We start from the raw sequence: 26,082 nt of genomic DNA, 5'->3' as shown, positions 1-26,082 counted from the left end.
TCTCAGGTGTCGGCCAGCGCGCGGGCCAGGACCGGTCCGATCACGGCGAGCGCGGCCGGCTGGACCATGGCGCCGTGCGCGCAGGGCACCGGGTGGTGCCGGACGCGGCCGGTGGCATGGGGTGTCCAGGCCGCGTGGCGTTCTTCGCCGTCGTCCGGATCGCCCTCGGCCGCGGTGAAGCAGAGCAGGTCCCCGTCGTGGACCCCGGGGGTGAATCCGTCGGCCAGGCGGGCGTTGTCGGTGAAGGTGGTGACGACGGCGGCGAGGCGGTCCTCGCCGAGGGCGGCCAGCGGGCTGAACTCGGCCCGCAGCAGCCGCAGCACGCCCGCCGGGGTGAGGTCGGCGGGGTCGTCCGGCACCGTGTGGCCCAGCGATTCCAGCAGCTGGATCAGGGGCCCGGGGCCGGACGGGGCGGTGCCGCCGGTCCCGCCGCCGACGCCGCTGTCGAGCAGCGCGAGCAGCGCCACCCGCTCCCCGGCGGCGCGTAGCAGGACGGCCATCTCATGGGCCACGGCGCCGCCGAAGGACCAGCCCAGCAGGTGGTACGGGCCGTGCGGCTGAATCTCCCGGATCCGGGCCACGTAGTCCTCGGCCATCTCCGCCACGTCGGCGGGCGCGGCGTCCGGGTCCGTCAGACCGCGGGACTGGAGCCCGAACACCGGCCGCTCGGGCTCCACATGGCGCAGCAGCCCGGAGTACACCCAGCTGATGCCCGCGGCGGGGTGGACGCAGAACAGCGGCGGGAGGTGGCCCTGCGCCCGCAGCGGCAGCACCACGTCGAAGTCGTCGCGCGGGGCGCCCCCGGTGGGCCGGTCCGCGAGGCGGTCGGCGAGCCCGGCGACCGTGGGGGTCTCGAACAGGCCGCGGATGCCCAGCTCGGTGCCGAGCACCGAGCGGATGCGGCTGATCAGCTGGGTGGCCAACAGGGAGTGGCCGCCCAGGGAGAAGAAGTTGTCGTCGATGCCGACCCGGGGCAGCCCCAGCACCTCGGCGAACAACTCGCACAGCAGCTCTTCGTGGACGGTGCGCGGGCCGCGTTCGGACACCTGGACGTCCAGGGTGGGTTCGGGCAGGGCCTTGCGGTCGAGTTTGCCGCTGGGGGTGAGCGGCAGTTCGTCCAGGACGACGACGGCCGCGGGCACCATGTGCTCGGGCAGCGCCCCGGCCAGGAACGAGCGGACCTCGGCGGAGGCGAGGGTGGCGCCGTCGCCCGGCACCGCGTAGCCGACCAGGTAACGGTTGCCGTCGTCGGCGGTGCGGGCCACGGTCACGGCGGAGGCGACGGCCGGGTGCTTGGCCAGCGCCGCGTCGATCTCGCCGAGTTCGATACGGAAGCCGCGGATCTTGACCTGGTGGTCGACCCGGCCCAGGAACTCCAGTTGTCCGTCGTCCCGCCAGCGCGCCAGGTCACCGGTCCGGTACATCCGCGCGCCGGGCGGGCCGTAGGGGCAGGCCACGAACCGCTCGGCGGTGAGCACCGCCCGGTCCCAGTAGCCGCGGGCCAGTCCGTCGCCCGCGAGATACAGCTCACCGGCCACCCCCGGCGGCACCGGCCGCAGCGCGCCGTCCAGCACATACACCCGGGCGTTCCACACCGGGCGGCCGATGGGCGGGGCGGTGCCGTCCGGGGTCAGCGGGCTGCTCATCGTCGTCACCACGGTGGCCTCGGTGGGGCCGTAGACCTGCATCACGCGGCGGCCGGGCGCCCAGCGCTCCACCAGGTCGGCGGAGAGCGCCTCGCCGCCGACGACGCAGCCGCGCAGGGTGGGCAAGGCACCCTCGGGCAGTGAGGCGAGCATGGGTGCCACGAGGTCGGTGTGGGTGATGGCGTGGGTGCTGATGAGTTCGCCCAGTCCGTCGCCGAACACCGGCTGTCCCGGCTCGGGGACGACCAGCGCCGCGCCGCAGACCAGGGTCATGGCGATGTCGGCCATCGACACGTCGAAGGACAGGGAGACCAGCAGGAGGAAGCGGCTGGTCTCGTCCAGGCCGAGACGTGCGATATGCACTCCGGCGACGGCGGCGATACCGGTGTGGGTGACCACGACGCCCTTGGGCAGCCCGGTGGAGCCGGAGGTGTAGATGACATACGCCGGGTGGGCGGGGCTCAGCGGGGCCCGCCGGTCGGCGTCGGCCGGGTCGTGGGACGGCAGTCCGGCCAGGACATCGACGGTCGCCGGGTCGTCCAGTACGAGTGCGGGGATCTCGCCGGGGACCGTGTCCGCCACCGCGGTGGTGGTCAGGGCCAGCACCGGCCGGCCGTCGTGGACCATGTGGCGGATGCGCTCGGCCGGGTAGGCGGGGTCGACGGGCAGATACGCCGCACCGGCCTTCACGGTGGCGAGGAGGGCCACGACCATCTCGACGGAGCGCGGCACGACCAGGGCGACGAAGTCCTCCGGGCCGACGCCTTGGGCGATGAGGTGGTGGGCGAGCCGGTTGGCCCGCTCGTTCAACTCCTCGTAGCTGACGGTCCGGCCGGCGAAGACCACGGCGTCGTGGCCGGGGGTCCGCCGCACCTGCTCCTCGAACAGCCGGGGCAGGGTACGGACCGGCAGCTCGCGGGCGGTGTCGTTCCAGGTGTGCAGGATCCGCTCGCGTTCCTCGTCGGGGAGCAGGGGGATCCGGCTGAGCGGCTGCGCGGGGTCCTCGGCGACGGCGCGCAGCACCCGCAGCAGATAGCCCGCGATACGGCGCGCGGTGGTCTCCTCGAAGAGGTCGGCGCTGTACTCCAGCACACCGCTGATGCCGTCGGGCGTGCCGTCCGCCGCGCGCCGCTCGGTGAGGTCCACGGCGAGGTCGAAGCGGGCCGTGCCCAGGTGCGGGATCTCGACGATGCCGTCGATGCCGGGCAGGGCGAGCTCCGGGCGCAGGCTGTCCTGGAAGGCCAGCAGCACCTGGAACAGGGGGTGCCGGGCGAGCGAGCGGGCCGGGTTGAGCACCTCCACCAGCCGCTCGAACGGCAGGTCGGGGTGGCCGAAGGCGGCCAGGTCGGATTCCCGTACCCGGCTGAGGAGTTGGGCGAAGGTGGGATCGCCGGAGGTGTCGGTGCGCAGCACGAGGGTGTTGGCGAAGAAGCCGACCAGACCGTCCAGGGCGGCGTCGGTGCGGGCGCCCACGGGGCTGCCGAGCGGGATGTCCTCTCCGGCGCCGAGCCGGGTGAGCACAGTGGCCAGGGCGGCCTGGAGCGCCATGAAGACGGTGGCGCCCGCGGCGCGGGCCATGTCGCCGAGCCGCCGGTGCAGCCCGGGGTCGATGTCCACCGGGACGGTGCCGCCGCGGTATCCGGCGATGGCGGGCCGGGGCCGGTCGGCGGGCAGGTTGAGCTGGTCGGGCAGACCGTCGAGGGCGGACCGCCAGAAGGCGAGCTGGCGCGAGAGCCCGCTGCCGGGGTCGGTCTCGGTGCCGAGCGTGCGGCGCTGCCACAGCGCGTAGTCGGCGTAGCTGACGGGCAGCGGCTCCCAGCGGGGGGCGGCGCCGGTGGTCCGGGCGGCGTAGGCCCGGGACAGGTCGCGGGTGAGCGGGGTGGTGGAGGGGCCGTCGGCGGCGATGTGGTGGAGCACCAGCAGCAGGACGTGTTCCTCGGGTGCCAGCTCCAGCAGGTGGGCGCGGAGCGGGAGTTCACGGGTGAGGTCGAAACCGCGCCGGGACAGTTCACGGACGGTGTCGTCCACGGCGGCGCGTTCGCACCTCCGGTGCTCCAGCCGGGGCCGCGCCTCGTCGCCGTCCATGACCCGCTGCCGGGGCTCCCCCTCGCCGTCCGGGAACACCGAGCGCAGCGACTCCTGGTGTGCGGTCAGATCGGCGAGGGCCGCGGTGAGCGCGTCGCGGTCCAGGGGGCCGTCGAGCCGGAGCACCAGTGGGATGTTGTAGAGCGCCCCGTCGTCCTCGAAGCGGTTGAGGAACCACAGCCGCTGCTGCTGGAAGGAGAGCGGTACGGCGGCGGGGCGGTCCGCGGTACGGGCCAGGGGTTCCCGCTCGCCGCGCTCGCCGTCGAGGTGCTGGGCCAGGGAGGCGGGGGTGGGCGACTCGAACAGGTGGCGGACCTTCAGCGCCCGTCCGAGGAGGGTACGGGCGCGGGTGATCAGCCGGATGGCGAGCAGGGAGTGGCCGCCCAGGGCGAAGAAGTCGTCCTCCGCGCCGACCGCGGCCAGTCCGAGGACATCGGCGAACAGTTCGCACAGCAACGCCTCGCGCGGGCCGCGGGCGCGGCCCCCGCGGGTCCGGCCCTCGGCCGTGGCGGACGGGGCGGGCAGGGCGGCGCGGTCGAGCTTGCCGTTGGGGGTGAGCGGCAGCGCGTCCAGCACGACGATCGCGCCGGGCACCATGTACGCGGGCAGCCGCCGGGCGGCGGCCGTGCGCAGCGCCTCCGCGCTGACCGGGCCCGCGCCGGGCGCGGAGACCGCGTAGCCGGTCAGCCGCGGGTCACCAGGGGTGTCCTCGCGGACCACGACGGCGGCCGTGGCCACCTCGGGCAGATCGGCGAGAACGGCCTCGATCTCACCGAGTTCGATACGGAAGCCGCGGACCTTGACCTGGTGGTCGACCCGGCCCAGGAACTCCAGTTGTCCGTCGTCCCGCCACCGGGCCAGGTCACCGGTCCGGTACATCCGCGTGCCCGGCGGACCGTAGGGGCAGGCCACGAACCGCTCGGCGGTGAGGGTGGGCCGGCCGCGGTAGCCGCGCGCCAGTCCGTCGCCCGCGAGATACAGCTCACCGGCCACCCCCGGGGCCACCGGACGCAGCGCGGCGTCCAGCACGTACACCTGGGTGTTCCACATCGGCCGGCCGATGGTGGGCGGGCCGTCCTCGCCGTCGAGCCCGGCCACCGTGGACCAGATGGTGGTCTCGGTGGGTCCGTAGAGGTTGGTGACGCTCCGGCAGTGGTGGCGCAGCCGCGCGGCGAGGGCGTCCGGCAGGGCCTCCCCGCCGGTCAGGGCGCGCAGCCCGGCCAGCGCCCCGGGGCGGTGGCTGACCAGGGTCTGCCACAGCGAGGGGGTGGCCTGCATCAGGGTGGCGCCGGTGTTCTCCAGCAGGGCGGCCAACGCGGCCGGGTCGCGGACGGTGTCCTCGTCGGCGAGGACCACGGCGGCGCCGCCGAGCAGCGGCAGGTACATCTCCAGGGCGGCGATGTCGAAGGCGATGGTGGTGACGGCGGCGAGCCGGTCGCCGGGGCCGGGGGCGAACCGCTCCCCCATGGCGGCCAGGAAGTTCTCCAGGGCGCCGCGCGGCACGACCACGCCCTTGGGGCGGCCGGTGGATCCGGAGGTGTAGATGACGTACGCGGGGCGGGCGGCCGGGAGGTGCGCGGTGTCCGGGTCGGTGTCCGGATGCCCGGCGAGGGTGTCCGCGGTCGCGGGCAGGTCGAGCAGGAGCCGTGGCACGGACTCCTCGCCGGGGAGCGCGGCGGTGGTGGCGGTGGTGGCCAGCACCAGCGCGGGGCGGGCGTCGTCGAGCATGTAGGCCACGCGGTCGGCGGGGTAGCCGGGGTCCAGCGGCAGGTACGCGGCCCCGGATTTCAGCACGGCCAGCAGCGCCACCAGCAGATCGGGGGTGCGGGGCAGGGCGATCGCCACGAAGTCCTCGGGGCCGGCACCGCGGGCGATGAGGTGGTGGGCGAGCCGGTTGGCACGGGCGTTGAGCGTGGCGTAGTCGAGGGTGGCGCCGGTGGTGACGAGCGCGGGCGCGGCGGGACTCTCGAGCGCGAGGGTCTGGAAGCGTTCGACGAACCCGTGGCCGGGCGGGGTGTGGGCGGTGTCGTTCCAGCGGTGCAGGATCCGGTCCCGTTCGTCGTCGCCGAGGACGGCGAGCGAGGTCAGGCGACGTTCGGGGGCGGCTGCGGCGTCGGTGAGCAGCCGGGCCATCCGCTCGGTCAGCCGCTCGGCGGTGGCCCGCTCGAACAGTTCGGTGCTGTACTCCAGGACACCGCCGATCCCAGCCGGGCGGCCGTCGGCGTCGTGTTCCTCCTCGAGGTAGAACGACAGGTCGAACTTGGCCACGGGCAGCGCCACCGGCTCCGCTTCGGCGGTCACCCCGGGCAGCCGCAGCCGGGGCCGCGGGCCGCCCTGGAGGGCCAGCAGTACCTGGAACAGCGGGTGCCTGGCCATCGAGCGGGCAGGGTTGAGCACCTCGACCAGCCGCTCGAAGGGCACGTTCTGGTGGGCGTAGGCGGCCACGTCCCGTTCCCGCACCCGGGCCAGCAGTTCACCGAAGGCCGGGTCGCCGGAGGTGTCGGTGCGCAGCACCAGGGTGTTGATGAAGAGTCCGGCCAGGCCCTCGGCCGCCTCGTCCTCGCGCCCGGCCACCGGAGCGCCGAGCGGGATGTCCTCGCCCGCGCCGAGCCGGGTCAGCAGGGCGGCCAGACCCGCCTGGAGGACCATGAACAGGGTGCAGTGGTGGTGCTGGGCGAGGGTGCGCAGGGCCTGGTGCAACGTGGCGTCGAAGCGGACCGGGAGGCTGTGGCCGCGGTAGCCCAGACGGGCGGGGCGGGGGTGGTCGGTGGCCAGCCCGAGCTGGTCGGGCAGTCCGGCCAATGCGTCCTTCCAGTAGGCGAGTTCGCGTGCTTGGAGGCTGTCCGGATCGTCCTCGGCCCCCAACAGTTCCCGCTGCCACAGGGCGTAGTCGGCGTACTGCACGGGTAGCGGCGCCCAGTCGGGGGCGGCCCCTGCGGTCCTGGCGCGGTAGGCGCGGGAGAGGTCGTCCAGCAGGGGCTGGTGCGACCAGCCGTCGGCGGCGATGTGATGGAGGGTCAGCAGCAGGACGTGCTCGCGCTCCGCCAGGCGGAACAGCCGGGCGCGCAGGGGAGGTTCGGTGGCGAGGTCGAAGCCACGTCGGGCCTCGTCGGTCAGCGCGCGGGACAGCTCCGCCGCGGGGACGTCGGTGACCGGCAGTTCGGGGGCATGGCCGGGCAGGACGCTCTGGTGGGGCTCCCCGTCGGCCAGGCCCTGTCCGGCGGATCTCATCGGGCCCGCGACGCCTGGCACCGCGCCTCGCCGCGTTGTCGGAGTCGCCCGAGTACGCCCAGTACGAGGGGGATCCTCCGCCTTGCGATCCACGGCACCAGACGCCGCGGGCTGCTCCTCAGAGACCCACCGGACAGGGTCTGAGGGGAATACGGTGCGCAGCGCCTCGTGACGGTCGCTGACGTCGGCCAGGGCCCGCCGCAGGGCGTCGGTGTCCAGTGGTCCGGTGAGCCGCTGTGCCAGGGGTATGTGGTAGGTGGCGGGCGGGATGTCGTCCATGCGGCTGAGGAACCACAGCCGCCGCTGCCCGTACGACAGCGGGACGCGCTCGGGCCGCACGGCCGGGAGCAGTGGCGGACGGGCCTCGTCGGCGCGCTCCGGGTCCTCCAGACGCCGGGCGAGTGCCTCGGGGGTGGGAGCCTCGAACAGGCCGCGCGCGCCGAGCACCGCGCCGGTCGCGGCGCGGATCCGCCCGACCAGCCGGGTGGCCAGCAGGGAGTGGCCGCCGAGCGCGAAGAAGTCCTCGTCGGCGCCGACCTTGTCCAGCCCCAGCACCTCGGCGAACAGCTCGCACAGCAGCGCTTCACCGGAGTTCGCGGCGTCCCGGCCCACGGTCTCGGGCGCACGGGCGCCGGACGGCGCGGGCAGGGCGGCGCGGTCCAGCTTGCCGTTGGGGGTGAGCGGGAAGGCGTCGAGGACAACGACGGCGGAGGGCACCATGTACTCGGGCAGCAGCCCGGCGAGCCGGGCGCGGACGGCGACGGGGTCGGCGGGTTCCGCTGGCTCGGGCACGAGGTAGCCGACCAGCCGCCGGTCGCCGGGGCGGTCCTCACGGATGATCACGGTGGACTGGGCGATTCCCGGCAGTGTGGCGAACGCCGCCTCGATCTCGCCGAGTTCGATGCGCACCCCGCGGATCTTGACCTGGTGGTCCACGCGTCCGACGTACTCGATCGCGCCGTTCCCGCGGCGTCTGGCCAGGTCGCCGGTGCGGTACAGGCGGGAGCCGGGCGGGCCGCCGGGGTCGGCCACGAAGCGCTCGGAGGTGAGGGCGGGGCGGCCCAGGTAGCCGCGGGCCAGTTGGACGCCCGCGAGGTACAGCTCACCGGTCTCCCCCGGCTCCACTTCCCTCAGGTCCGGGCCGAGGACGTGCACCCTGGTGTTCCATACCGGGTGGCCGATGGGCACGGTGTGCGCGCCGGGTTCGGCGACGCACTCCCAGAAGGTGACGTCCACCGACGCCTCGGTGGGGCCGTACAGGTTGTGCAGCGCGGCGGTGGTGCCCAAGGTGGTGCGGAAGCGCTCGGCGAGGTCGGCGGGGAGCGCCTCGCCGCTACAGATGACATTGCGCAGGGACCGGCAGCGCGCGGCGGCCGGTTCCTCCAGGAACAGCTGGAGCATGGAGGGGACGAAGTGGAGGGTGGTGACGCCCTCCCGGCGGATCACCTCGGTGAGGTATCCCGGGTCGCGGTGTCCCTCGGGTCGGGCCATCACCAGGGCGGCGCCGAAGGAGAGCGGCCAGAAGAACTCCCAGACGGAGACGTCGAATCCGGAGGGCGTCTTCTGGAGGACGCGGTCCTCGGCGTCCAGCCGGTACTCCGCCTGCATCCAGTGCAGCCGGTTGACGATCCCCTCGTGGGGGACGACCACACCCTTGGGGCGGCCGGTGGAGCCGGAGGTGTAGATGACGTACGCCGCGTCCTGGCCGGTCAACGGGCGGGCGGGGGCGGGCGGTCCGCCGGGACCAGCGGACAGGCGCTCGCGGGTCTCCGGGGCGTCGAGCACCACGGTCTCCAGCCCCTCGGGGCGGGCGCCGGGCGGTAGCACGGCCTCGGCGGCGGTGTGGCTGAGGACGAGCGCGGGCGCGGAGTCCCGTAACAGGTAGGTGATGCGGTCGGCCGGGTAGTCGGGGTCGACGGGGAGGTAGGCGGCGCCGGCCCGGACCACCGCGAACAGCGCGGTGATCAGCTCGACCGAGCGGGGCACGGTGATCGCGACAACGGTCTCCGGGCCGACGCCCCGGGCGATGAGCAGCCGGGTCAGCCGGTCCACGCGCGCGTCCAGCTCCGCGTAGGTCAGCCGCTCGTCCTCGTGGATCAGCGCGATCCGTTCCGGTGTGCGCGCCACCTGCGCGGCGAACAGCTCCGGCAGGGTCCTGTCCGTGCCGGGCAGCGGCACGGCAGTGTCATTCCAATTCACCTCAATGCCCTTCCAGAGCCTGCGAATCCGAAAAATCTAACGACGGGTGGTGTGCGCCTCCCCCAAACCGGGGGTGCCCGCTACCGGCAATGGCCGGTAGCGGCCAGCGGGGTGTCATGGGCCGAAGCTGCGCGCGGTGCGGGCGCGCAGCGCGTAGGGGGTCGTGGCGTCCACCGACACCCGGCCCGGGGGGCGTTCGGCGCCGTGGCGGACCGCGGCCCACTCCGGGGTCTGGGACGGGTCCATGGGGACGGGCCGGAACTGCGGCCAGACCCTGGTGTCGGCACCGAGGTTGCAGCGGGTGAGCAGCGCCCACAGCAGATCCTCGGCGCATCCGATGGCGATGGTGTCGTCCGTGAAGAGCACCGTCTTCACGAACGGGTGCCGGTCCAGCAGTTCACGGGCGAGCACGTCCAGCGCGTGGTCGCCTGCGGCCGACTCCTTCCGTACGGCGACGGTCAGCAGCAGCATGCCGCCGCCCGCCGCGGCCAGGTGCATACCGCACACCCGCACACCCGGCGCGCGCGGCAGCACCTCGCGCAGGGACAGCGCGGCCGAGAGCGCCCCGGCGGTGCCCAGGATGTGCGACTGTTCGCGCCCCGGCCCGATCACCGCCTGGTACAGCGGTGCGGACCGGTGGGTGACGGCGGTGACGGTCAGCACCGGCAGCCCGGTGCGCGCGCCACCGTCGTAGCCCAGGAACTCGGGCAGGGATCCGGCGGGTCGGGCACCGGGCAGCGCCTCGTCCGCGAGGGAGCCGTCCAGGTACCCCTCCAGGACGATCTCGGCCTCCGCGAGTGCCGAGGCCGGCTGGGTGAGAGCGGGGGCCGTCGCGACCGGCTGCCGGGCGAGCGCGCCGGCGACGGCGAGCTTGTCCAGACCGCCGGGCAGGAAGCGGGAGCCGAGCGCGGAGGCCACCATGGCGGCGGGCGGCACCCCGATGTTCACGGTGACCGGCAGCGGGCGGCCGTCCTCGACCGCCCGCTCGTACAGTGCCCCCAGCTGACGCCCCGGCACCATCCAGAGGGTGAGCCGGGTGCGGTCCAGCACCAGCATCCGGTGGGCGGACAGCGCGGTCTCGCCCGTCTCCGGGTCCTCGGCGCGCACCAGCGCGGCGGTCAGATACGGGCCCGCGTCGCGCGGGGTGCAGGTGAGCACCGGAAGGGCGGTCAGGTCCACCGCGCCGCCGGTGAGCCGGTGCTGTTGGCAGCCGGGAGCGGACACCGTGACGGGCGCGCACTCCGGCCGGGCGGCCTCGGCCATCAGCCGGTCCGCGGTGTCCGGGGTGATACGCGGGGGCAGTCCGGGCAGCCAGCGGCGCAGCCGTTCCTCGTCGCCGTACAGGCCCAGCAGGACCGGGCCGCCGCGCACCCCCGGGTAGAGCACCGCGGGTTCGTCGTGGGAGCGGCCGGTGGCGGGGACGCCCGCGTAACGCCGGGCGTAGTGGTCGGCCACCCGGGTGGGGTCCTCCGGGCCGTCGTGCGCGGGGACGGCGCCGGGCCCGGCGGCGGACAGCTCGGCCAGGGCCGCCCGCAGGGACAGACCCGGCGGGGGCGTTGTCGTGGTGCCGGTCACCGGGTGCCCTCCCGTGTCCGTGCCAGGTGGGCGAACCAGCCCGGGAGGTCGTCGTGGAGCAGGAGTCCGGTGCCCACCAGAAGCGCCCGGTATCCGGCGGTGAGCAGCCCGGCGGCCTGCTCGGGGGTGCGGATACCACTGGCGCTGACCGGCACCGTGGTGCCGGTGGCCAGGACGGCGGGCAGCAGGGCGTGGCTGCGGGCGGGGTCGCCCAGGTCGCGTTCCCGCTGCCGGATGTCCTTGTTGTTGACGGCGATGACGCACCGGTCGGCATGGACGACCCGGGGCAGCTCCTCCTCCGTGGTCACCTCGACGAACGGGGTCAGCCCCAGCGCGAGCGCGCTCTCGGTGAGCCGGGGCAGCACGGTCCGCGGCAGCAGGCCCGCGGTGAGCAGCACGGCGGACGCGCCGTCCGCCGCGACGTCCGCGAGTTGGCGCTCCTTGGTGAGGAAGTCCTTGACCAGTACCGGCAGCCGGGTGGCGGCCGTCACCTCGGCCAGCAGTCCGGGATCGCCGCCGAACCAGGCGCCGGTGACCACCGACAGCGCCGGGGCGCCCAACGCCTCGTATCCGGTGACCAGTTGCTCCACCGTACGGTTACGGAAGAGGTCGGCGCCGTGGGCGCTGCGCCGCTTCAGCTCCATGACGACGGGGGTGTGCGCGGCGAGCAGTGCGTCGCGGAAGGGAGCCCGGGTGCCGGGCGCGGCGGCGGTCATGAGGCGCACCGCACGGACTCGTGCCGCTCGCGCCAGGCGGTCCACAGTGCGTCGACCCGGCTCAGCCGCAGCGAGCCGTCATCGCCGCGCAGCGCGCTGTCCACGTCCAGGCCGCGGAATCCGCTGTGCCGCAGCAGCCCGTCGTAGCGTTCGGTGCCGTCCGCGCTGATGCCGCCGGCCAGCAGGAACGGCAGCTCGGCCCGGTCCAGCACCCGGGCCGCGGCCCCGGGGTCCAGCGGGGTGCCGGTGCTGCCGACCCGGCCGTCCTCGCCCACCGAGTCGAAGAGGAAGAGATCGGCGCCCGCGCGCCGGTAGGCGTCGGCGAACGGCTCCTCGACGGCCTTCCCCGCACGCACATGGATCACCTTCACCAGCGTGACGTCGGGCAGTGCCGCCCGGATCCGCCGCACCCCGGCCGGTGCCGGGTAGCCGTGCAGCTGGACCCAGCGGACACCGGAGGCGGCGACCGCCGCCCGCAGCCGGGCGGGGTCGTCCAGGAGGGTGACCAGCACCGGTTCGACGGCCATCTCCCGTGCCGCGTCCGCCAGTCGCGTCAGCCGCTCCAGCGGCAGGTCCCAGCGTCCGCCGGGCACGCCGTACCAGAGCCCGGCCAGTTCCACGGGGAAGCAGGACATCCGCCGCAGCTGGTGGACATCGGTCACCCCGCACACCTTGAGCAGCACAGCGCCTCAGTTCTCCGCTCCGGCGGGGCCGGGGACCTCCGGGAGGGCGGCGAGCGAGCGCGCCACCCCCTCGGGGTCGAACGCCTCGTCGCTCAACTCACCGGCGAGGTACTTCTCGTACGAGGCCAGGTCGAAGTGGCCGTGTCCGGACAGGCCGAACAGCATCACCCGCGGTCTGCCCTCCTCGCGGCAGCGCACGGCCTCGTCGATGACCACCCGCACGGCGTGCGTGGACTCCGGCGCCGGAACGATGCCCTCGCTGCGCGCGAAGGCCAGCCCGGCCTCGAAGCAGCGGGTCTGGGGCACCGCGCGCGCCTCCATCAGCCCCTCCGACAGCGCCTGGCTGACGAGCGGGGAGATGCCGTGGTAGCGCAGCCCGCCGGCGTGGATGGACGGCGGGACAAAGGAGTGGCCAAGGGTGTGCATCCGCATCAGCGGGGTGAGCCCGGTGGCGTCCCCGAAGTCGTAGGCGACCGTGCCACGGGTCAGCGAGGGGCAGGCTTCCGGCTCGGCCGCGATGACCTGGACCGAGTCGCCGCCGCGCAGCTGGGCGCCGAGGAAGGGGAAGGCGAGCCCGCCGAGGTTGCTGCCGCCGCCCGCACAGCCGACGACCAGGTCGGGGTAGTCGTCGGCCATGTCGAGCTGGGTCATGGCCTCCTGCCCGATCAGGGTCTGGTGCAGCACGACGTTGTTGAGCACGCTGCCGCCCGCGTAGTTGGTGTGCGGGTCGTTCATGGCCAGCTCCAGCGCCTCGGAGGTGGCGATGCCCAGGCTTCCCGGGCAGTCCGGGTCGTCGTCGAGGATCCGGCCGCCGACATCGGTGGCGCGGGAGGGGCTGGGCAGGCAGGTGGCGCCGTAGGCGTGCATCAGGGCGCGGCGCTGGGGCTTCTGGTGGTAGCTGACGCGCACCATGTGCACCTGGACGTCGATCCCGAACAGGGCGCCGGCGAACGCGAGGGCCGAACCCCACTGTCCGGCGCCGGTCTCGGTGGTCAGCCGCCGGATGCCCGCCTGCTGGTTGTAGAAGCACTGCGGGATGGCGGTGTTGGGCTTGTGGCTGCCGGCCGGGCTGCCGCCCTCGTACTTGTAGTAGATCCGCGCGGGGGTGTTCAGGGCGCGCTCCAGACGGCGGGCGCGGAAGAGCGGCGAGGGCCGCCACTGGGCGTAGAGCTGCCGGACCGGGTCCGGGATCTCTATCTCGCGGGTGGTGGACAGTTCCTGCTCGGCCAGCTCCTTGGGCATGATGCCGGTCAGATCGTCGACCGAGGCGGGGGCGCCGGTCGCCGGGTGCAGGGGCGGTACGAGCCGGGGCAGATCGGCGGCGATGTTGTACCAGGCCCGGGGGATCTGGATGTCGCTGAGCTGGTACTTGACGGATTCCACTACGACGTTCCTCTCGGTCAGTGGGCGGGCAGCGCGGCGGGGCCGGCCGCGTCGGCTTCCAGCGAGCCGGCGACGAACCGGTCGCCGCCTCCGGCCGCGAACAGGCGCGGGTGTCCGGCCCGGAGTCCGGTCAGCACCTCGTCGTAGGGGAGGTCGTCGAACTCGCCGTGCTCCCGCAGGAGTTCCATGTGGTGCTCGCCGGACTCGTCGTACGGGTGGTAGACGCTGTCGGCGGTCCCGTCGAACTCCATGGGCTCGATCCGGTACAGGCGGCACAGCAGGCGGTTGAAGACCGGGGTGGCGCGCAGCCACCGGTCCAGCCGCAGGGAGGTGAAGGCGTGGTAGCGGAAGACGTCGCCGCCGACGCGGGCGCGCACCGCCTCCGAGGAGAGGTGGTTGCGGACGTCGGCGAACACCAGCCGGGCGGGGATGCCCACCGAGCGCAGCGCGGCCACGTAGAGCACCGACTTGTGGATGCACAGCCCCTTGCCGGAGCGGACCACCTGGGAGGCGGTCAGACCGTTCCGGGAGAGGTCGGCGCCGTAGATCTCGTAGCGGATCCCGTCGCGTACGGCGTAGTAGAGCGCCACCGCGCGTTCCCGGTCGCCGGTGCCGGTGTCGCGCAGGGCCCGCTGGACGAAGTCCCGTACGTCGGGGGCGTCGTGGTCCAGGAAGGCGGTGCGGGCGAGTGCGGGGTCGGTCTCCATGGGGCCTCGTCGTCTCGGTGGATGGTCGGGCGGCGGGCTCACAGGCCCAGGGTGGCGGCGATGCGGGAGGACTGGATCTCGGAGGTGCCCGAGTAGATGGTCCCGGCCACCGCGTTGCGCAGTTCCTGCTCCAGGCCGTACTCGGCGGTGTAGCCGTTGCCGCCGAAGATCTGGACGGCGCTGAGCGCGGAGGCCACGTTGGCCTCACTGACCACGCGTTTGGCCATGGCCAGGTCGGCGGTGACGCTCTGGCCCCGGGTGTGCTTCTCGGCCGTGTCGTAGAGCCACTTGTGGGCGCTCTCCACACCGATCCTCATGTCGACGATCTTGTGCGAGACGGCCTGGAAGCCACCGATCGGCTGTCCGAAGGCCCGGCGCTCCTTGGCGTAGGCCACGCAGCGCTCCAGGCGCCGCCGCATCTCCCCCAGGGTCACGGCGAAGGAGCACAGGATCTCCCAGCGCATGACGTGGTCCAGGATCAGAAAGCCGCTGCCTTCCCGGCCGATCAGGGCGTCGGCCGGGACCCGGCAGTCGTCGAGGAAGATCTCGCAGAACGGCGAGGACTTCAGCCCCATCTTGGCGATGGGGCTGCCGAAGGCCAGGCCGGGGGTGTCGCGCCGGAGCAGGAAGGCGCTGACCCCCAGCGGTCCGGCGGCGGCGTCGGTGCGGGCGTACACCACGACCAGACCGGCCACCGGGCCGTTGCTGACGAACGTCTTGGAGCCGCGCAGCACATAGGTGTCGCCGTCGCGCGCGGCGGTGGTCCGCATGTTCATCATGTCCGACCCGGCGTCCGGTTCGCTGATGGCGTGGGCGCCGATCAGCGAACCGTCGCACACGTCCGGCAGGTACCGCCGCTTGAGGGCGGCGGATCCGAAGCGCTGGAGGGGCACTCCGGTGCTGACCATGTGGGTGGTGACGGAGAAGTTCAGCCCGCCGTTGCGGCAGCCGTACCCGAGGGCGTCGAGTACGTACATGGTGGTCAGGAGCGACTGGCCGAGCCCGCCCCACTCCTCGCCGAACGGCAGCCGCAGGAGCCCGCTGTGCCGTACGGCCTCCCAGGGGCCGCGCGGGAACTCGGCGGCGGCGTCGTAACGGTCGTGCTGGGCCGCGAACTTCTCGAACCAGGGGGTGAGTCCGTCCCGCAACCGCGTCTGCTCTTCGGACCATTCGATCACTGGGGCTCCTGCGTCTTCTTGTCGTGTGTGCTCAGTGGTGCTCAGTAGTGGGAGGAGCCGGCGTCGCTCAGCGAGTGCTTCTCGTCGCCGCGCAGCGCCGGGGAGAAGACGCAGACCAGCCGCAGGTCCTCGGCGGGGTGGGCGATCAGCCAGTGCGCGTCGTGCTGGTCCAGCGCGTAGAGGGTGCCGGGGGTGATGGGGTGGCTGTCGCCGGCCATGTCCACGACCTCGCCGCTGCCGGAGATGCAGTAGCACGCCTCCAGGTGGTGCTTGTACTCCAGCAGCGACTTGCTCCCGGCCGAGACGACGGTGTCGGTGACCGTGTAGCCCAGGCCGTCCGAGGCCAGCAGGAAGCGACGGCTCAGGCCGTTGCCCCACTCGACGGACGGCACCTCCGCAAGCTGACGGACGATCATGGTTTCCTCCCGTTGGATGTGTCTGACGTGCTGATGAGCAGGTCCGCGACGCAGGCGCGGGCCTCGGCGACCGGGTCCTCACCGGCCAGCAGTGCCTGTTCCAGCCGGGCGACCAGGGCGGTGCCGACGACCGCGGCGTCCGCCCCCTGGCGGCCGAGCGCGGCGATGTCGGCGGCGCCGCGGACGCCGAAGCCCACCGCGAGCGGTACGTCGGTCAGCTTCCTCAGCCGGGCCAGAACCGGGCCCAGGGGGGCCGGTTGGACCGCTGTGGCGCCCGTGCGCCCGTAGTGGGCGACGAGGTACAGATAGGCCGACGCGGTGCGGGCGGCCTCTTCCAGCACGGCCGGTTCGGACCGGGCGTAGCAGGTCGTCACCATCGGCTGGCCGATGCGGTCCGCGGCCTCCAGGCACCGTGGCCGGGCCCGGGGCGGCGCTCCGTGCACCAGCACCGCGTCCGCCCCGCTGTCCCGGGCCCGCAGCAGGAACTCCGGCGGCCCGAGCGGGGCCACGGTGTGCCGCCAGTCGGCGAGCAGGGCCACCGCGGTGTGGCGCATCCGCGGGCGGACGTCGGCCAGCAGCCGCAGGGTCGCCGCCAGATCGGCACCGCTGTCCAGGGCCCGGCGGGCCGAACGGCGGATCACCGGGCCGTCGGTGACCGAATCGGGGAACGGCACCGCCAGCTCCACGCAGTCCACCCCGGCGTCGTCCAGGGCGAGCAGAGTTGCGGCGAAGACCTCCGGCGGGCCCGGGTCCCCGGCGTTGAGGAACACCGCGAGCCCGGGGTCGTGCGGTCCGCGGCGGGCGAAGAACGGGCGGGGTTCCAGGGCGAGTTCAGCCATGGCCGACCGCCCAGGCCGCGGCCCCCGCGCGGGGCGCGGTCAGCCGCTCGACGAGACCGAGCGCGGCGCCGTCGGCGAGCGCGTCCAGCGCGTCAGCGAGGGCGGTCGGCCAGTCCGGCCGGGCGCCGCCGATGACGGCGGCCGCGGCCGCGTTGAGGGCGATGGTGTGTAAGCCGGCCTCCGGCCCCCGGCCGGCGAGGAGTTCCCTGAGCCGGGTCGCGGGGGGCGTGCCCTCGGGTGCGGGCGCGAGGTCGGCGAGGGTGCCCCGGGCGGGGCGCAGCGCGGGCAGGGTGCTCGGGCCGATGCGCAAGCCGGGGGCGTCGTGCGGCTGGACGGCGTTGTCGGTGAAGCTGACGAGCTCATCCACGCCGAGGTCGTTGGAGAGCAGCCACAGCCGGTGCCCGGGGCGTACCCGCCGGGCGGCGAGACCGGTGAGGACGGTGTGCACATGGCTGTCCGAGACCCCGGTGAGCTGTGCGGCCACCGGAACGCGGGCCAGCAGCGGCCCCAGGATGTTGACCACCCGGCCGATGTGCCTGAGGCCGTAGGGCAGGATGCGCCGGGCGAGCATGGTGAGTTCGGGTGGGTAGACAAATCCGCCCGCGAAGGCGATGCCGTGGCGGTCCAGGCCGTCTTCGCACTGCGCGTAGGAGGCGGCCAGCGGGATGCCCAGCCGCTCCAGGACGTCGACCGATCCGGTGCGGCCGGTGTAGCCGCGGGAGCCGGTCTTGACGATCCGTACCCCGAGGGTCGCGGCGAGCAGGGCGGCGGCGGTGCTGAGGTTGACGGTGGGCGGACCGCCGCCGGTGCCGACCACGTTGACCGTGCCCGGCCAGGTGGCGGGCAGCGCTCCGGTGTCGCGCGGGCCGGTGTCGCGCGGGCCGGTGTCGCGCGGGCCGGTGTCGCGCGGGCCGGTGTCGCGCCGCTGGTCGAGCGAGGTGAGGAAGGCGTCCAGGGTCTCGGCGTCGGGCAGCAGCGTGGACATCGCGGTCAGCGTGGCGAGGGCTTCGCCGGGCGGGCCGTCACCGGTCCGCAGCCGCTCCCAGAACTCGGCCCAGACATGGACGGGTACGGGGCGGTCGCGGGCGATCAGGGCGGGGAGCAGTTCGTTCACGGCCGGTGCGCTCCCGTGGCGGAGGCCTCCGCCGCACCCGCCGTCCCCGCGGCCGGGCCGGGCGCGCTCGCCGCGTCGCAGAAGGCGTCGATCGCCTTCACGGAGCGGAAGTTGTCGGGCGCGACGTCGAGCACGTCCACGTTCAGTCCGTAGGTGTCCTCCAGCCAGCTCACCAGGGTGAGCAGGCCCAGGCTGTCGATGACACCGCCGGCCAGCAGGTCGTAGTCGTCGGCGAGTTCGTCCGGCTGGATCTCGAGCGAGAACTGCTCGATCAGGTACTTCTTGATCTGCGTGCTGCGGGCCATGGTCAGTCTCCGGTTCCTTGGCTGGTACGGCGGATGTCCGCGGACAGGCGGGCGGCGGGCGCGCCGACGGCCGCGGGGGCACGCGGGACGGATGGCCCAAGGGCGTCCGTCAGCGCGGTCCGGTCGAGCTTTCCGGTGGAGGTGCGGGGCAGCGGCTCGCCGGACCAGCGCACGGTCCGGGGCAGCGCGGCGCGGGGCAACCGCTGCCCGAGGTAGTGGCGGAGGGTGAGGCTGTCGAGCGTGGCCGCGGGTGCCCGGCGCACGACCGCGTGCAGCACCTTCCCGGCGTCGTCGTCGGGGAGCGCGAGGACCGCGGCCTCCTCGATCCCGTCGTGCGCGCACAGGGCGGCCTCGACCTCGGCGGTGTTGACGCGGACGCCGCGCACCTTCACCACGAAGTCCCGGCGGCCCTCCAGGGTCAGCGTGCCGTCGGGGTGCCGGCGCACCAGGTCGCCGGTGCGGTAGCAGGGACCGCCGGCCGGCTCCTGCGGATGCGGGACGAAGGGGCTGACGGCGGGGGCGGCGCCGAGGTAACCGGGGGTCTGGAAGGGAGTGCGCACCACGAGTTCACCGCGTCCGGGGCCGTGCAGCACCCCGCCGTCCTCGGTGCGGATCCACGCGCGGGTGCCCGCCACGGGCCGGCCGAGGGGCAGCGTGCCGTGCGGCATGGGGTCCTGGGGGTCGATCTCGTGGACGAAGCTGTCGTTGGTCTCGGTGCAGCCGTAGACGTTGTGGAAGCGCGCCCGTGGGAAGAGCGGCGGCAGGGCGGCGAAGGCCGGTCCGGAGATGGCGTCACCGGTGATCAGGACGTGCCGGACGGGGGCGAGGTGGGAGGCGTCACCGCCCGCGGCGGTCCGGGCGAGCAGGGCGTGGAGCAGGGGCACCCCCTGGACCACGTGGACGGGCCGCGCGCGCAGGATCCCCTCCAGATGGGCGGGGTTGACGGCGAGGTCCTGGTCCACCAGGGCGGCGCAGCCGCCGCTGCCGAGCGTTGTCCAGATGTCGAAGAGGCACAGGTCGAAGTTGAGGGGGGCGTGGTTGAGCACGGTCGTCCGCGCGTCGAGGCCGAAGTGACCGGCCGCCCACGCGGTGAAGCGGTCGAGCGCGCCGAAGGTGACCGGCGCGATTTTGGGGATGCCGGTGGAGCCCGACGTGGTCAGCAGCAGAGCGATGTCATCGGGGTCGCCCGTGGCCGGGTACGGCGCGGCGGGGACGGGCGGGGCGCCCTCGCCGGGGCGCGCGGTGAGCTCCGCGGGGTCCGGCAGCCGCGTGGCCCCGGCCGACGCCAGCAGGGCGGACAGCGCTTCCGCACCGAGGTCCGCGGAGGCGATGAGGAGGGGACGGCGCAGCAGCAGACAGGTGAGCACCACCGCTACGGCCTCGGGTGACTTCTTCGCCACCAGGGCCAGGGGCCTCGGTCGCGCTCCGGAGCCCGGCCCGGGGGCCGCGGAACCGCCGTGGTGTGCCCCGATCCACGCGGCCGCCCGGTCGGCCATGGCGATCAGCTCGCCGTAACCGGTGGTGTTCCCGTGCCAGAACAGGGCGGGTGCGTCAGGGTGGTGTGCCGCGTGCCGCACGATACGCGCAGGCAGACAACTCGACATGGGGCTGACCTCCTCGGCACGCGGTCGCGTGCAAGGGAAACGGCGGAAGGGGCAGGCGAATTCAGCACCCGGCGTCAGGAAATGCCAAGATGTTGAGCGCCGAACAATTGACATGGGTGCCTATCTGAATCCGGGCCGGCACCCCAATGGCCGGAAAGGTGTTGCCGCGGACTCAGCCGCGCGGCGCGATCAGCCCCACTCGAAGTCGTCCCCGCCGTCCGGGCGCGCCCAGGAAGCGTTTTCCCCCCGCTGCCCCGCGACCGTGGCGAACGGCGTGCCTGCCGCCGCTCCGGCCGATGCCCTCTTGACCGTCCCCCGTCTCATACGTCCCGCCTCACCGGCGGATCCGCATGCAGTCCCTCGCGCCATGTCCCTCCGCACTCCTTTCAACCGATCCACTCCCCCGCGGTGAAGATCCCGTGAGGAAGGTGCTTGCGGAACAACTCTGCTGTCGGAAAAAAGCCCAGTAAAGTGACCAAGGCTGGCCGACAAGGGACGTGACGCACATGGGCCAGCAAAATGATTCATTCCGCTTTTCCGCAAGGGGGTTCACGTGGATATCGAAGAGGACCGAAAAGTGCTTGCGGACCTGTATCGGAACATGCTGAAGGAACCGGCACTGAAGCTGGGCGAGTTAAGTGAGCGCACCAGCCTCGACCCGGACACCTGCCGCGAAGCGACCGATCTGCTGCGTGAGGTCGGGCTGCTCACCGACGCGGGCTCCGGCCGGCTCGCCACCGTCTCCACCGAGAAGGCGCTGGCCAGACTGGCGCTTATGGCCGAGGAGTCGGCCGATATGTGGCTGGCCGACACCATACGGCTGCGCAAGTCGATCCGGCTGCTGTGCACCGAACTGGCCGATCAGTACCACGACCAGCGGAGCCTGGCGCCGGCGGAACTGATCACCGGGATGGACAGGATCTCGGAAGTACTGGAGGACTCCTCCGAGATCGCGGTCAACGAGGTCCTGAGCATGCAGCCCGGTCCGGTGATCGAGAGCCGGACCCCGGACCGTATCGCCCGCAACCAGCGCGTCATCAAGCGCGGGGTGACCATGCGCACGATCCACCTGGCCTCCACCAGCCGCATCCCGCACGGTCTGCGCTATCTGCGCGAACTCCAGGCCATCGGCGCGAAGATCCGGCTGGCCCCCACCATCCCCTTCCGGCTCATCGTGGTCGACGACGTGATGGCCTTCACCCCGGCCCCCGGCACCACCGACCAAGCGGCCGCCCTGGTCACCCGCGGCCCGCTCATCACCCATCTGCTGCGCCGGGTCTTCGAGCACTGCTGGCACTCGGCGACCCCGCTGGACAGCGTGTGCCCCGACACCGGCCGCGAGCAGACCGCCCCACCGCTGGACACCCAGCAGTTCACGGTGCTCCAGATGCTCAACGCCGGGCTCAAGGACGAGGCCATCGCCCGTGAACTGGGCGTATCCATTCGCACCTTGCGCCGGATCACCGCCGATCTGATGGACAAGCTCAACGCCACCAGCCGCTTCCAGGCGGGGGTGCGCGCACACGAACTGGGCTGGCTCGATCACAGCGCCGGAACCGCCGCGAACAGTCCCAGCGCGATGTAGACCGCTCCGACCGCATGCGGCTGACGCCGCATGATCCGGGGGCGGTTGCGCAGCCATCCGCCCAAACGACCGCCCGCCACGGCCCAGACCAGGTCCAGGGCCAGCGCCACCACGAAGAACACCGCGCCCAGCACCAGCATCTGGCCCCGCGCCCCGACGGTGTCCGTGCCGGAACCCACGAACTGCGGCAGGAAGGCGAGGAAGAACAGCGCGACCTTCGGGTTGAGCACGTTCACCAGGACCCCGTCCCGGAACACTTTGGCCAGGGGTGTCCGCTCCGCCGTCCCGGAGAGGTCCAGCGCACAGGGCTGCCGCACGGCCCGCAGACCGAGGAAGAGGAGGTAGGCGGCGCCGGCGTACTTCAGCGTCGCGTAGGCCACTTCGGAGCGCGCGATCAGGGCGGAGAGCCCGAACACGGCCGCCGCGATATGCACCAGCGTGCCGGTCTCCACCCCGAGCGCCGAACACACCCCGGAGCGCCGCCCCTGGCTGACGCTCCGGGTGAGGACGTAGACCAGATTGGGGCCAGGGATCACGACGAGGGCGAACGACGCGACGACGAAGGCGAGGAGCCGCGAGGTCTCCGGGATCATGCGCCCTCCTGCGCTGTACGGTACCGACGGCCGAAGGCTGCCTCCGGTGGGGTCCCCTCCAGCCTGACGGAGCGGGAGGATTTCCGACCGGGCCAATGAAGGGGGAAGTGGACCGGATGACGGACCTCGGCACGGACCGGGCGGCCCATCCACCGGAGCTGTTGCTCCTGCTCGACGACTGGATGGCCGGACCCGGACCGCTGTACACCAAGCTGGCACGGGCGCTGCACCGCGCCGTGCGCGCGGGAGACCTGGGGGCCGGCGCCCGGCTGCCCTCCGAACGCGGACTGGCGAAGGCGCTGGGCGTCAGCCGGGCCACCGTGGTGGCGGCCTACGACGAACTGCGGGCGCTCGGCGCGGTGGAGAGCCGCCGCGGCAGCGGCACCCGGGTGGCCCCGCGCCCCGTTCCCCGCCCGGCCGGGACCGATGGCCGGGTCTCCGGCGGCCGGGCGACCGCGCTGCTGCAACGGATGGTGGACCGCCGGGAGAACACCATCTCGCTGGCCATGGCGGCCGAACCGGCGGTGGCCGAGGTGCGGGAGGCGCTGCACGACGTGCTGCGCACCGACCTGGACGGGCTCATGGCGGACACCGGATACCACCCCGGTGGACTGCCGGGTCTGCGGCACGCGCTCGCGGACCACTTCGCCGCCGCCGGGCTGGCCACGGCCCCCGAACAGGTGCTGGTGACCACAGGGGCGACCCAGGCGCTGGGGCTGGTGGCCCAGTTGTATCTGCGCAGGGGCTCGGGGGTCGTGGTGGAGTGCCCCAGCTGGCCAGGCTGCCTGGATGTGTTCCGCGCCGCCGGGGCCCTGCCGCACGGGGTGCCGCTGGACCAGGACGGGATCCGGGTCGACGGGCTGGCACAAGCGCTTGCCCGGCACCGCCCCGAGCTGGTGTACGTGACGCCGACCTACCACAACCCGACGGGTGTCCTGATGTCCACGGGGCGGCGCCGCCGCGTGGCCGAACTGTGCGCACACCACGGCGTACCCGTCCTGGAGGACCTCGCCTACGACATCGGCATCGACGAGGGTGCGCGGGAGCCCGCGCCCATCGCCGCGTTCGCCACGGCGGTCACGGGCCCCGGTGTGCGCGGGGCCGCCGAGGTGCTCACCGTCGGATCACTGGCGAAGGCGGTCTGGGGCGGGCTGCGGATCGGCTGGGTCCGCGGTCCGGCCGAGGTGGTCGGGCGGCTGGCCCGGCTGAAGGCGCTGGCCGACCTGGGCAGTCCGGTACTCGACCAGGCCCTCGCCGCCCGGCTGCTGCCGCGGCTGGACGAACTGAAGGCCCGCCGTGCCCTGACCCTGCGCCACCGGCTGGACCATCTGGAAGGACTCCTCACCGCGAGACTGCCCGCCTGGCAGTGGAACCGGCAGCCGGGCGGCTCCGCGCTGTGGGCGAGGCTGCCCCACGACACCGATGCCCAGGTGTACGCCCAAGTGGCTCTGCGGCACGGGGTCGAGGTGGTACCGGGAGCGGTGACGGATCCCAGCGGGGCGCACGACAGCCACATCAGGATCCCCCTCACCCTGCCCGAGGAACGGCTCACCGAACTGGTGGACCGGCTCGCCGCCGCGTGGGCGGATCTGTGTCCCTGACAGCGCCCTGGAGCAGCCGGTAGGGGACTCGACGCGGGGGGCCGTGCCGCCCCGCTCCTTGATCAACGCCGTGGCCGCGGACACCGGCGTCAGCGCCGTGGAGTGCGGAGGTGGCTGCGTCCACCCCGTCCCCCGGCACCCTCTCGGCGGAGGCTGACGCGCCGACCACCTGCGGCAGCTCGCCTTCCGTCATAGCCGCGACGCTCTCCGTAGCCGGCCGCGAGGCTCCACAGCATCCGACAAAGAGGGAGAATGGTGACATGGGTGACGGAAACCCCGACCCGGACCCCCGTCGCACCTCCGGGCCGGCGGCATCAGCGAGAGGCGTTCCCCCCGGCGAGACGCCTCCCGGGGAGGGAAGCACGGCCGACGCGGTCCCCGAGGAGTCCTACAACCCCACGAAGGGCTGGAGCAAGGGTCCCGTCCTCGTCATCCTGGTCCTGGTGGCGTTCTTCATCGCGTTCTGCATCGCCTTCGCCGCGGCCGTGTGACACGCCGCGGGACGGCTCCGCCCCCGTTCAACTAAGGTTCGGGCCCAAACCATCCACCCACCGATCGCGCCCGGTGCTGGGTCGGCCCTGCCCCGGACGTCCCTCTGGACCTCGATACATCGCAGCGACAGACACCACACCGGGGGCACTGGCCGCCGCCCGGTTCATGGGCCAGACTGCTCACACTTTCCACGACCCAGCAACGTAAGGACGCCTGATGGGCGCGTACGACGAGACTTACCACCGCAGCCTCGAGGACCCCGAGGGGTTCTGGCTGGACGCGGCCGCGGCGATCGACTGGACCCGGCCACCGACCCGGGCCCTGGACAACTCCCGCGCACCGCTGATGCGGTGGTTCCCCGACGGCGAGCTCAACACCTCGTACAACGCGCTGGACCGGCATGTGGAAGCCGGACTCGGCGACCGGACCGCGCTGATCTACGACTCCCCGGTGACGGGTACGGTCCGGCGTTTCAGCTACGCCGAACTCCGTGACGAGGTCGCGCTCTTCGCCGGGGCGCTGCGCTCGCTGGGTGTCGGCAAGGGCGACCGGGTCATCGTCTACATGCCGATGGTGCCCGAGGCGGTCATCGCCATGCTGGCCTGCGCCAGGATCGGCGCGGTGCACTCGGTGGTGTTCGGCGGCTTCGCTCCCAAGGAGTTGGCCGCCCGCGTCGAGGACGCCAAACCGGTCGTGATCGTCGCGGCGTCCTGCGGGATCGAGCCGACGCGGATCGTGGAGTACCAGCCCATCGTCGACGCGGCGCTCGAACTGTCCACCCATCAGCCGGAGAAGGTCGTCGTCCTCCAGCGCGACGCGGCGCGAGCGGAGTTGGGCGACCGACACCTGGACTGGGCCGAGCTCGTCGCCGACGCCGAGCCGGTCGATCCCGTTCCGGTGGCCGCGACCGACCCGCTGTATGTGCTGTACACCTCCGGTACCACCGGCAAGCCGAAGGGCGTCGTCCGCGACAACGGCGGCCACGCGGTCGCCATGTTGTGGTCGATGGCCGCAATCTATGACATCGGTCCGGGCGACGTCTGGTGGACCGCGTCCGACGTCGGCTGGGTCGTCGGTCACTCCTACATCGTCTACGCACCGCTGCTGGCCGGTGCGACCACCGTGCTGTACGAGGGCAAGCCGGTCGGCACACCGGACGCCGGTGCGTTCTGGCGAGTGATCAGCGACCACGGTGTGAAGGCGCTGTTCACCGCTCCCACCGCCTTGAGGGCGATCAAGAGGGTCGACTCGGAGGCCGCCGAGCTGAAGAAGTACGACCTGTCGGCTTTCCGCACGCTCTTCATGGCCGGGGAACGACTCGACCCCGAGACCTACCACTGGGCGCACGAGAAACTGGGTACACCGGTGGTCGACCATTGGTGGCAGACCGAGACCGGCTGGGCGATCGCGGCGAACCTCCAGGGGCTGGAGCCGATGCCGGAAAAGCCCGGGTCGGCAACGGTTCCGGTGCCCGGCTGGGACGTGCGCATCCTCGACCACGGCGGAACCGAACTGCCCGCGGGGGAAGAGGGCGTCATCGCGATCCGGCTCCCGCTGCCTCCCGGCGCGCTTCCTACTCTGTGGGGTGACGACCAGCGATTCGTCGAGGCCTATCTGTCCCAGTACGAGGGCTACTACTTGACCGGTGACTCCGGGTACCGCGACGCGGACGGCTACCTGTTCGTCATGGGACGCACCGACGACGTGATCAACGTGGCGGGGCACCGATTGTCGACCGGTGCGATGGAAGCGGTACTCGCGGCGCACCCGGCCGTCGCCGAGTGCGCGGTGATCGGGGTGCACGACGAGCTCAAGGGCCAGCTGCCCCGGGGCTTCGTGGTGCTCAAAGCGGGCGTCGACCTCAACGAGGAGGATCTCCACCAGGAGTTGGTCGCGGCGGTACGCCGGGAGATCGGCCCGGTCGCCGCGTTCCGGGCCGTCTCGGTGGTGGACGCGCTGCCCAAGACCCGGTCGGGAAAGATCCTGCGCAAGACGATGCGCGGGATCGCCGACGGGCGCGACGAACCGGTGCCGTCGACGATCGAGGACCCGGCGGTGCTGGACGCGCTGCGGCCCGTGCTGCGCCCCGCGGGACCTCACCAGTGAGGTCTGCGACAAGGTTCTGACGCG

At 73.2% G+C, this 26,082-nt stretch carries 16 protein-coding genes and 1 pseudogene; 4 read left to right on the top strand and 13 right to left on the bottom strand.

From position 1 onward, the window contains the following. Positions 1 to 2: 2 nt before the first annotated feature. The 12 genes and pseudogenes from AC4BEG_RS32110 to AC4BEG_RS32055 all read right to left on the bottom strand — a co-directional run. Positions 3 to 9,140, bottom strand: a pseudogene (locus AC4BEG_RS32110) (amino acid adenylation domain-containing protein); the annotation flags it as partial. A 135-nt stretch (positions 9,141 to 9,275) separates the two neighbouring features. Next, positions 9,276 to 10,736, bottom strand: a complete 1,461-nt coding sequence (locus AC4BEG_RS32105) for a UbiD family decarboxylase domain-containing protein (RefSeq protein ID WP_490703168.1) — start codon at positions 10,734 to 10,736, stop codon at positions 9,276 to 9,278. Then, a complete protein-coding gene (locus AC4BEG_RS32100; protein WP_490703167.1) occupies positions 10,733 to 11,452 on the bottom strand; it encodes a beta/alpha barrel domain-containing protein in 720 nt (239 codons plus the stop codon). Before AC4BEG_RS32100 ends, AC4BEG_RS32105 begins: the two co-directional genes overlap by 4 nt. After that, positions 11,449 to 12,114, bottom strand: coding sequence for a phosphoribosylanthranilate isomerase (gene trpF / locus AC4BEG_RS32095; RefSeq protein ID WP_490703166.1), 666 nt, complete (start codon positions 12,112 to 12,114; stop codon positions 11,449 to 11,451). The genes AC4BEG_RS32100 and trpF overlap by 4 nt, the downstream gene beginning before the upstream one ends. Positions 12,115 to 12,141: 27 nt before the next feature. Next, positions 12,142 to 13,518 (bottom strand): TrpB-like pyridoxal phosphate-dependent enzyme, encoded by a 1,377-nt coding sequence (locus AC4BEG_RS32090; protein ID WP_490703165.1) that lies wholly within the window; start codon positions 13,516 to 13,518, stop codon positions 12,142 to 12,144. Positions 13,519 to 13,535: 17 nt separating this feature from the next. Then, positions 13,536 to 14,225: a transglutaminase-like domain-containing protein gene (locus AC4BEG_RS32085; RefSeq protein WP_490703164.1), complete on the bottom strand. Its 690-nt coding sequence runs from the start codon at positions 14,223 to 14,225 to the stop codon at positions 13,536 to 13,538. Between the two features lie 38 nt (positions 14,226 to 14,263). Then, on the bottom strand, positions 14,264 to 15,403 hold the full coding sequence (locus AC4BEG_RS32080; protein WP_490703163.1) for an acyl-CoA dehydrogenase family protein: 1,140 nt from the start codon (positions 15,401 to 15,403) through the stop codon (positions 14,264 to 14,266). 41 nt (positions 15,404 to 15,444) lie between these two features. Then, positions 15,445 to 15,819, bottom strand: a complete 375-nt coding sequence (locus tag AC4BEG_RS32075; RefSeq protein WP_490703162.1) for an ectoine synthase — start codon at positions 15,817 to 15,819, stop codon at positions 15,445 to 15,447. Beyond that, positions 15,816 to 16,658 carry a tryptophan synthase subunit alpha gene (trpA, locus tag AC4BEG_RS32070; protein WP_490703161.1) on the bottom strand — a complete coding sequence of 281 codons (843 nt, stop codon included), beginning with the start codon at positions 16,656 to 16,658 and terminating at the stop codon, positions 15,816 to 15,818. Before trpA ends, AC4BEG_RS32075 begins: the two co-directional genes overlap by 4 nt. Then, positions 16,651 to 17,772, bottom strand: coding sequence for a hypothetical protein (locus AC4BEG_RS32065; protein WP_490703160.1), 1,122 nt, complete (start codon positions 17,770 to 17,772; stop codon positions 16,651 to 16,653). The genes trpA and AC4BEG_RS32065 overlap by 8 nt, the downstream gene beginning before the upstream one ends. Next, on the bottom strand, positions 17,769 to 18,077 hold the full coding sequence (locus AC4BEG_RS32060) for a phosphopantetheine-binding protein (protein WP_490703159.1): 309 nt from the start codon (positions 18,075 to 18,077) through the stop codon (positions 17,769 to 17,771). The genes AC4BEG_RS32065 and AC4BEG_RS32060 overlap by 4 nt, the downstream gene beginning before the upstream one ends. Positions 18,078 to 18,079: 2 nt before the next feature. Further along, the gene (locus AC4BEG_RS32055) at positions 18,080 to 19,681 is read right to left on the bottom strand and encodes an AMP-binding protein (protein WP_490703158.1); all 1,602 of its coding nucleotides are present in this window, start codon (positions 19,679 to 19,681) and stop codon (positions 18,080 to 18,082) included. A 601-nt stretch (positions 19,682 to 20,282) separates the two neighbouring features. On the opposite strand from AC4BEG_RS32055, the gene AC4BEG_RS32050 reads away from it, so the two are divergent. After that, positions 20,283 to 21,266, top strand: a complete 984-nt coding sequence (locus AC4BEG_RS32050) for a helix-turn-helix transcriptional regulator (protein ID WP_490703157.1) — start codon at positions 20,283 to 20,285, stop codon at positions 21,264 to 21,266. Here the strand turns inward: AC4BEG_RS32050 and AC4BEG_RS32045 are convergent. After that, positions 21,224 to 21,859, bottom strand: coding sequence for a LysE family translocator (locus tag AC4BEG_RS32045; RefSeq protein WP_490703156.1), 636 nt, complete (start codon positions 21,857 to 21,859; stop codon positions 21,224 to 21,226). The two genes, AC4BEG_RS32050 and AC4BEG_RS32045, sit on opposite strands and share 43 nt — an antisense overlap. Before the next feature lie 95 nt (positions 21,860 to 21,954). Here AC4BEG_RS32045 and AC4BEG_RS32040 point away from each other — a divergent pair, with 95 nt between their 5' ends. The 3 genes from AC4BEG_RS32040 (at position 21,955) to AC4BEG_RS32030 (ending at position 26,058) form a co-directional block, all read left to right on the top strand. Beyond that, positions 21,955 to 23,460, top strand: coding sequence for an aminotransferase-like domain-containing protein (locus AC4BEG_RS32040; protein ID WP_490703155.1), 1,506 nt, complete (start codon positions 21,955 to 21,957; stop codon positions 23,458 to 23,460). 260 nt (positions 23,461 to 23,720) lie between these two features. Further along, on the top strand, positions 23,721 to 23,951 hold the full coding sequence (locus AC4BEG_RS32035; protein ID WP_490703154.1) for a DUF6480 family protein: 231 nt from the start codon (positions 23,721 to 23,723) through the stop codon (positions 23,949 to 23,951). 217 nt (positions 23,952 to 24,168) lie between these two features. Next, positions 24,169 to 26,058 (top strand): propionyl-CoA synthetase, encoded by a 1,890-nt coding sequence (locus AC4BEG_RS32030; protein WP_490703153.1) that lies wholly within the window; start codon positions 24,169 to 24,171, stop codon positions 26,056 to 26,058. The last annotated feature ends 24 nt before the right edge of the window (positions 26,059 to 26,082 follow it).

This window comes from Streptomyces sp. JLBJ103, from assembly GCF_058215575.1.
Note: the sequence above shows the minus strand (reverse complement) of the source record. Positions and strands in the feature narration are given on the sequence as shown.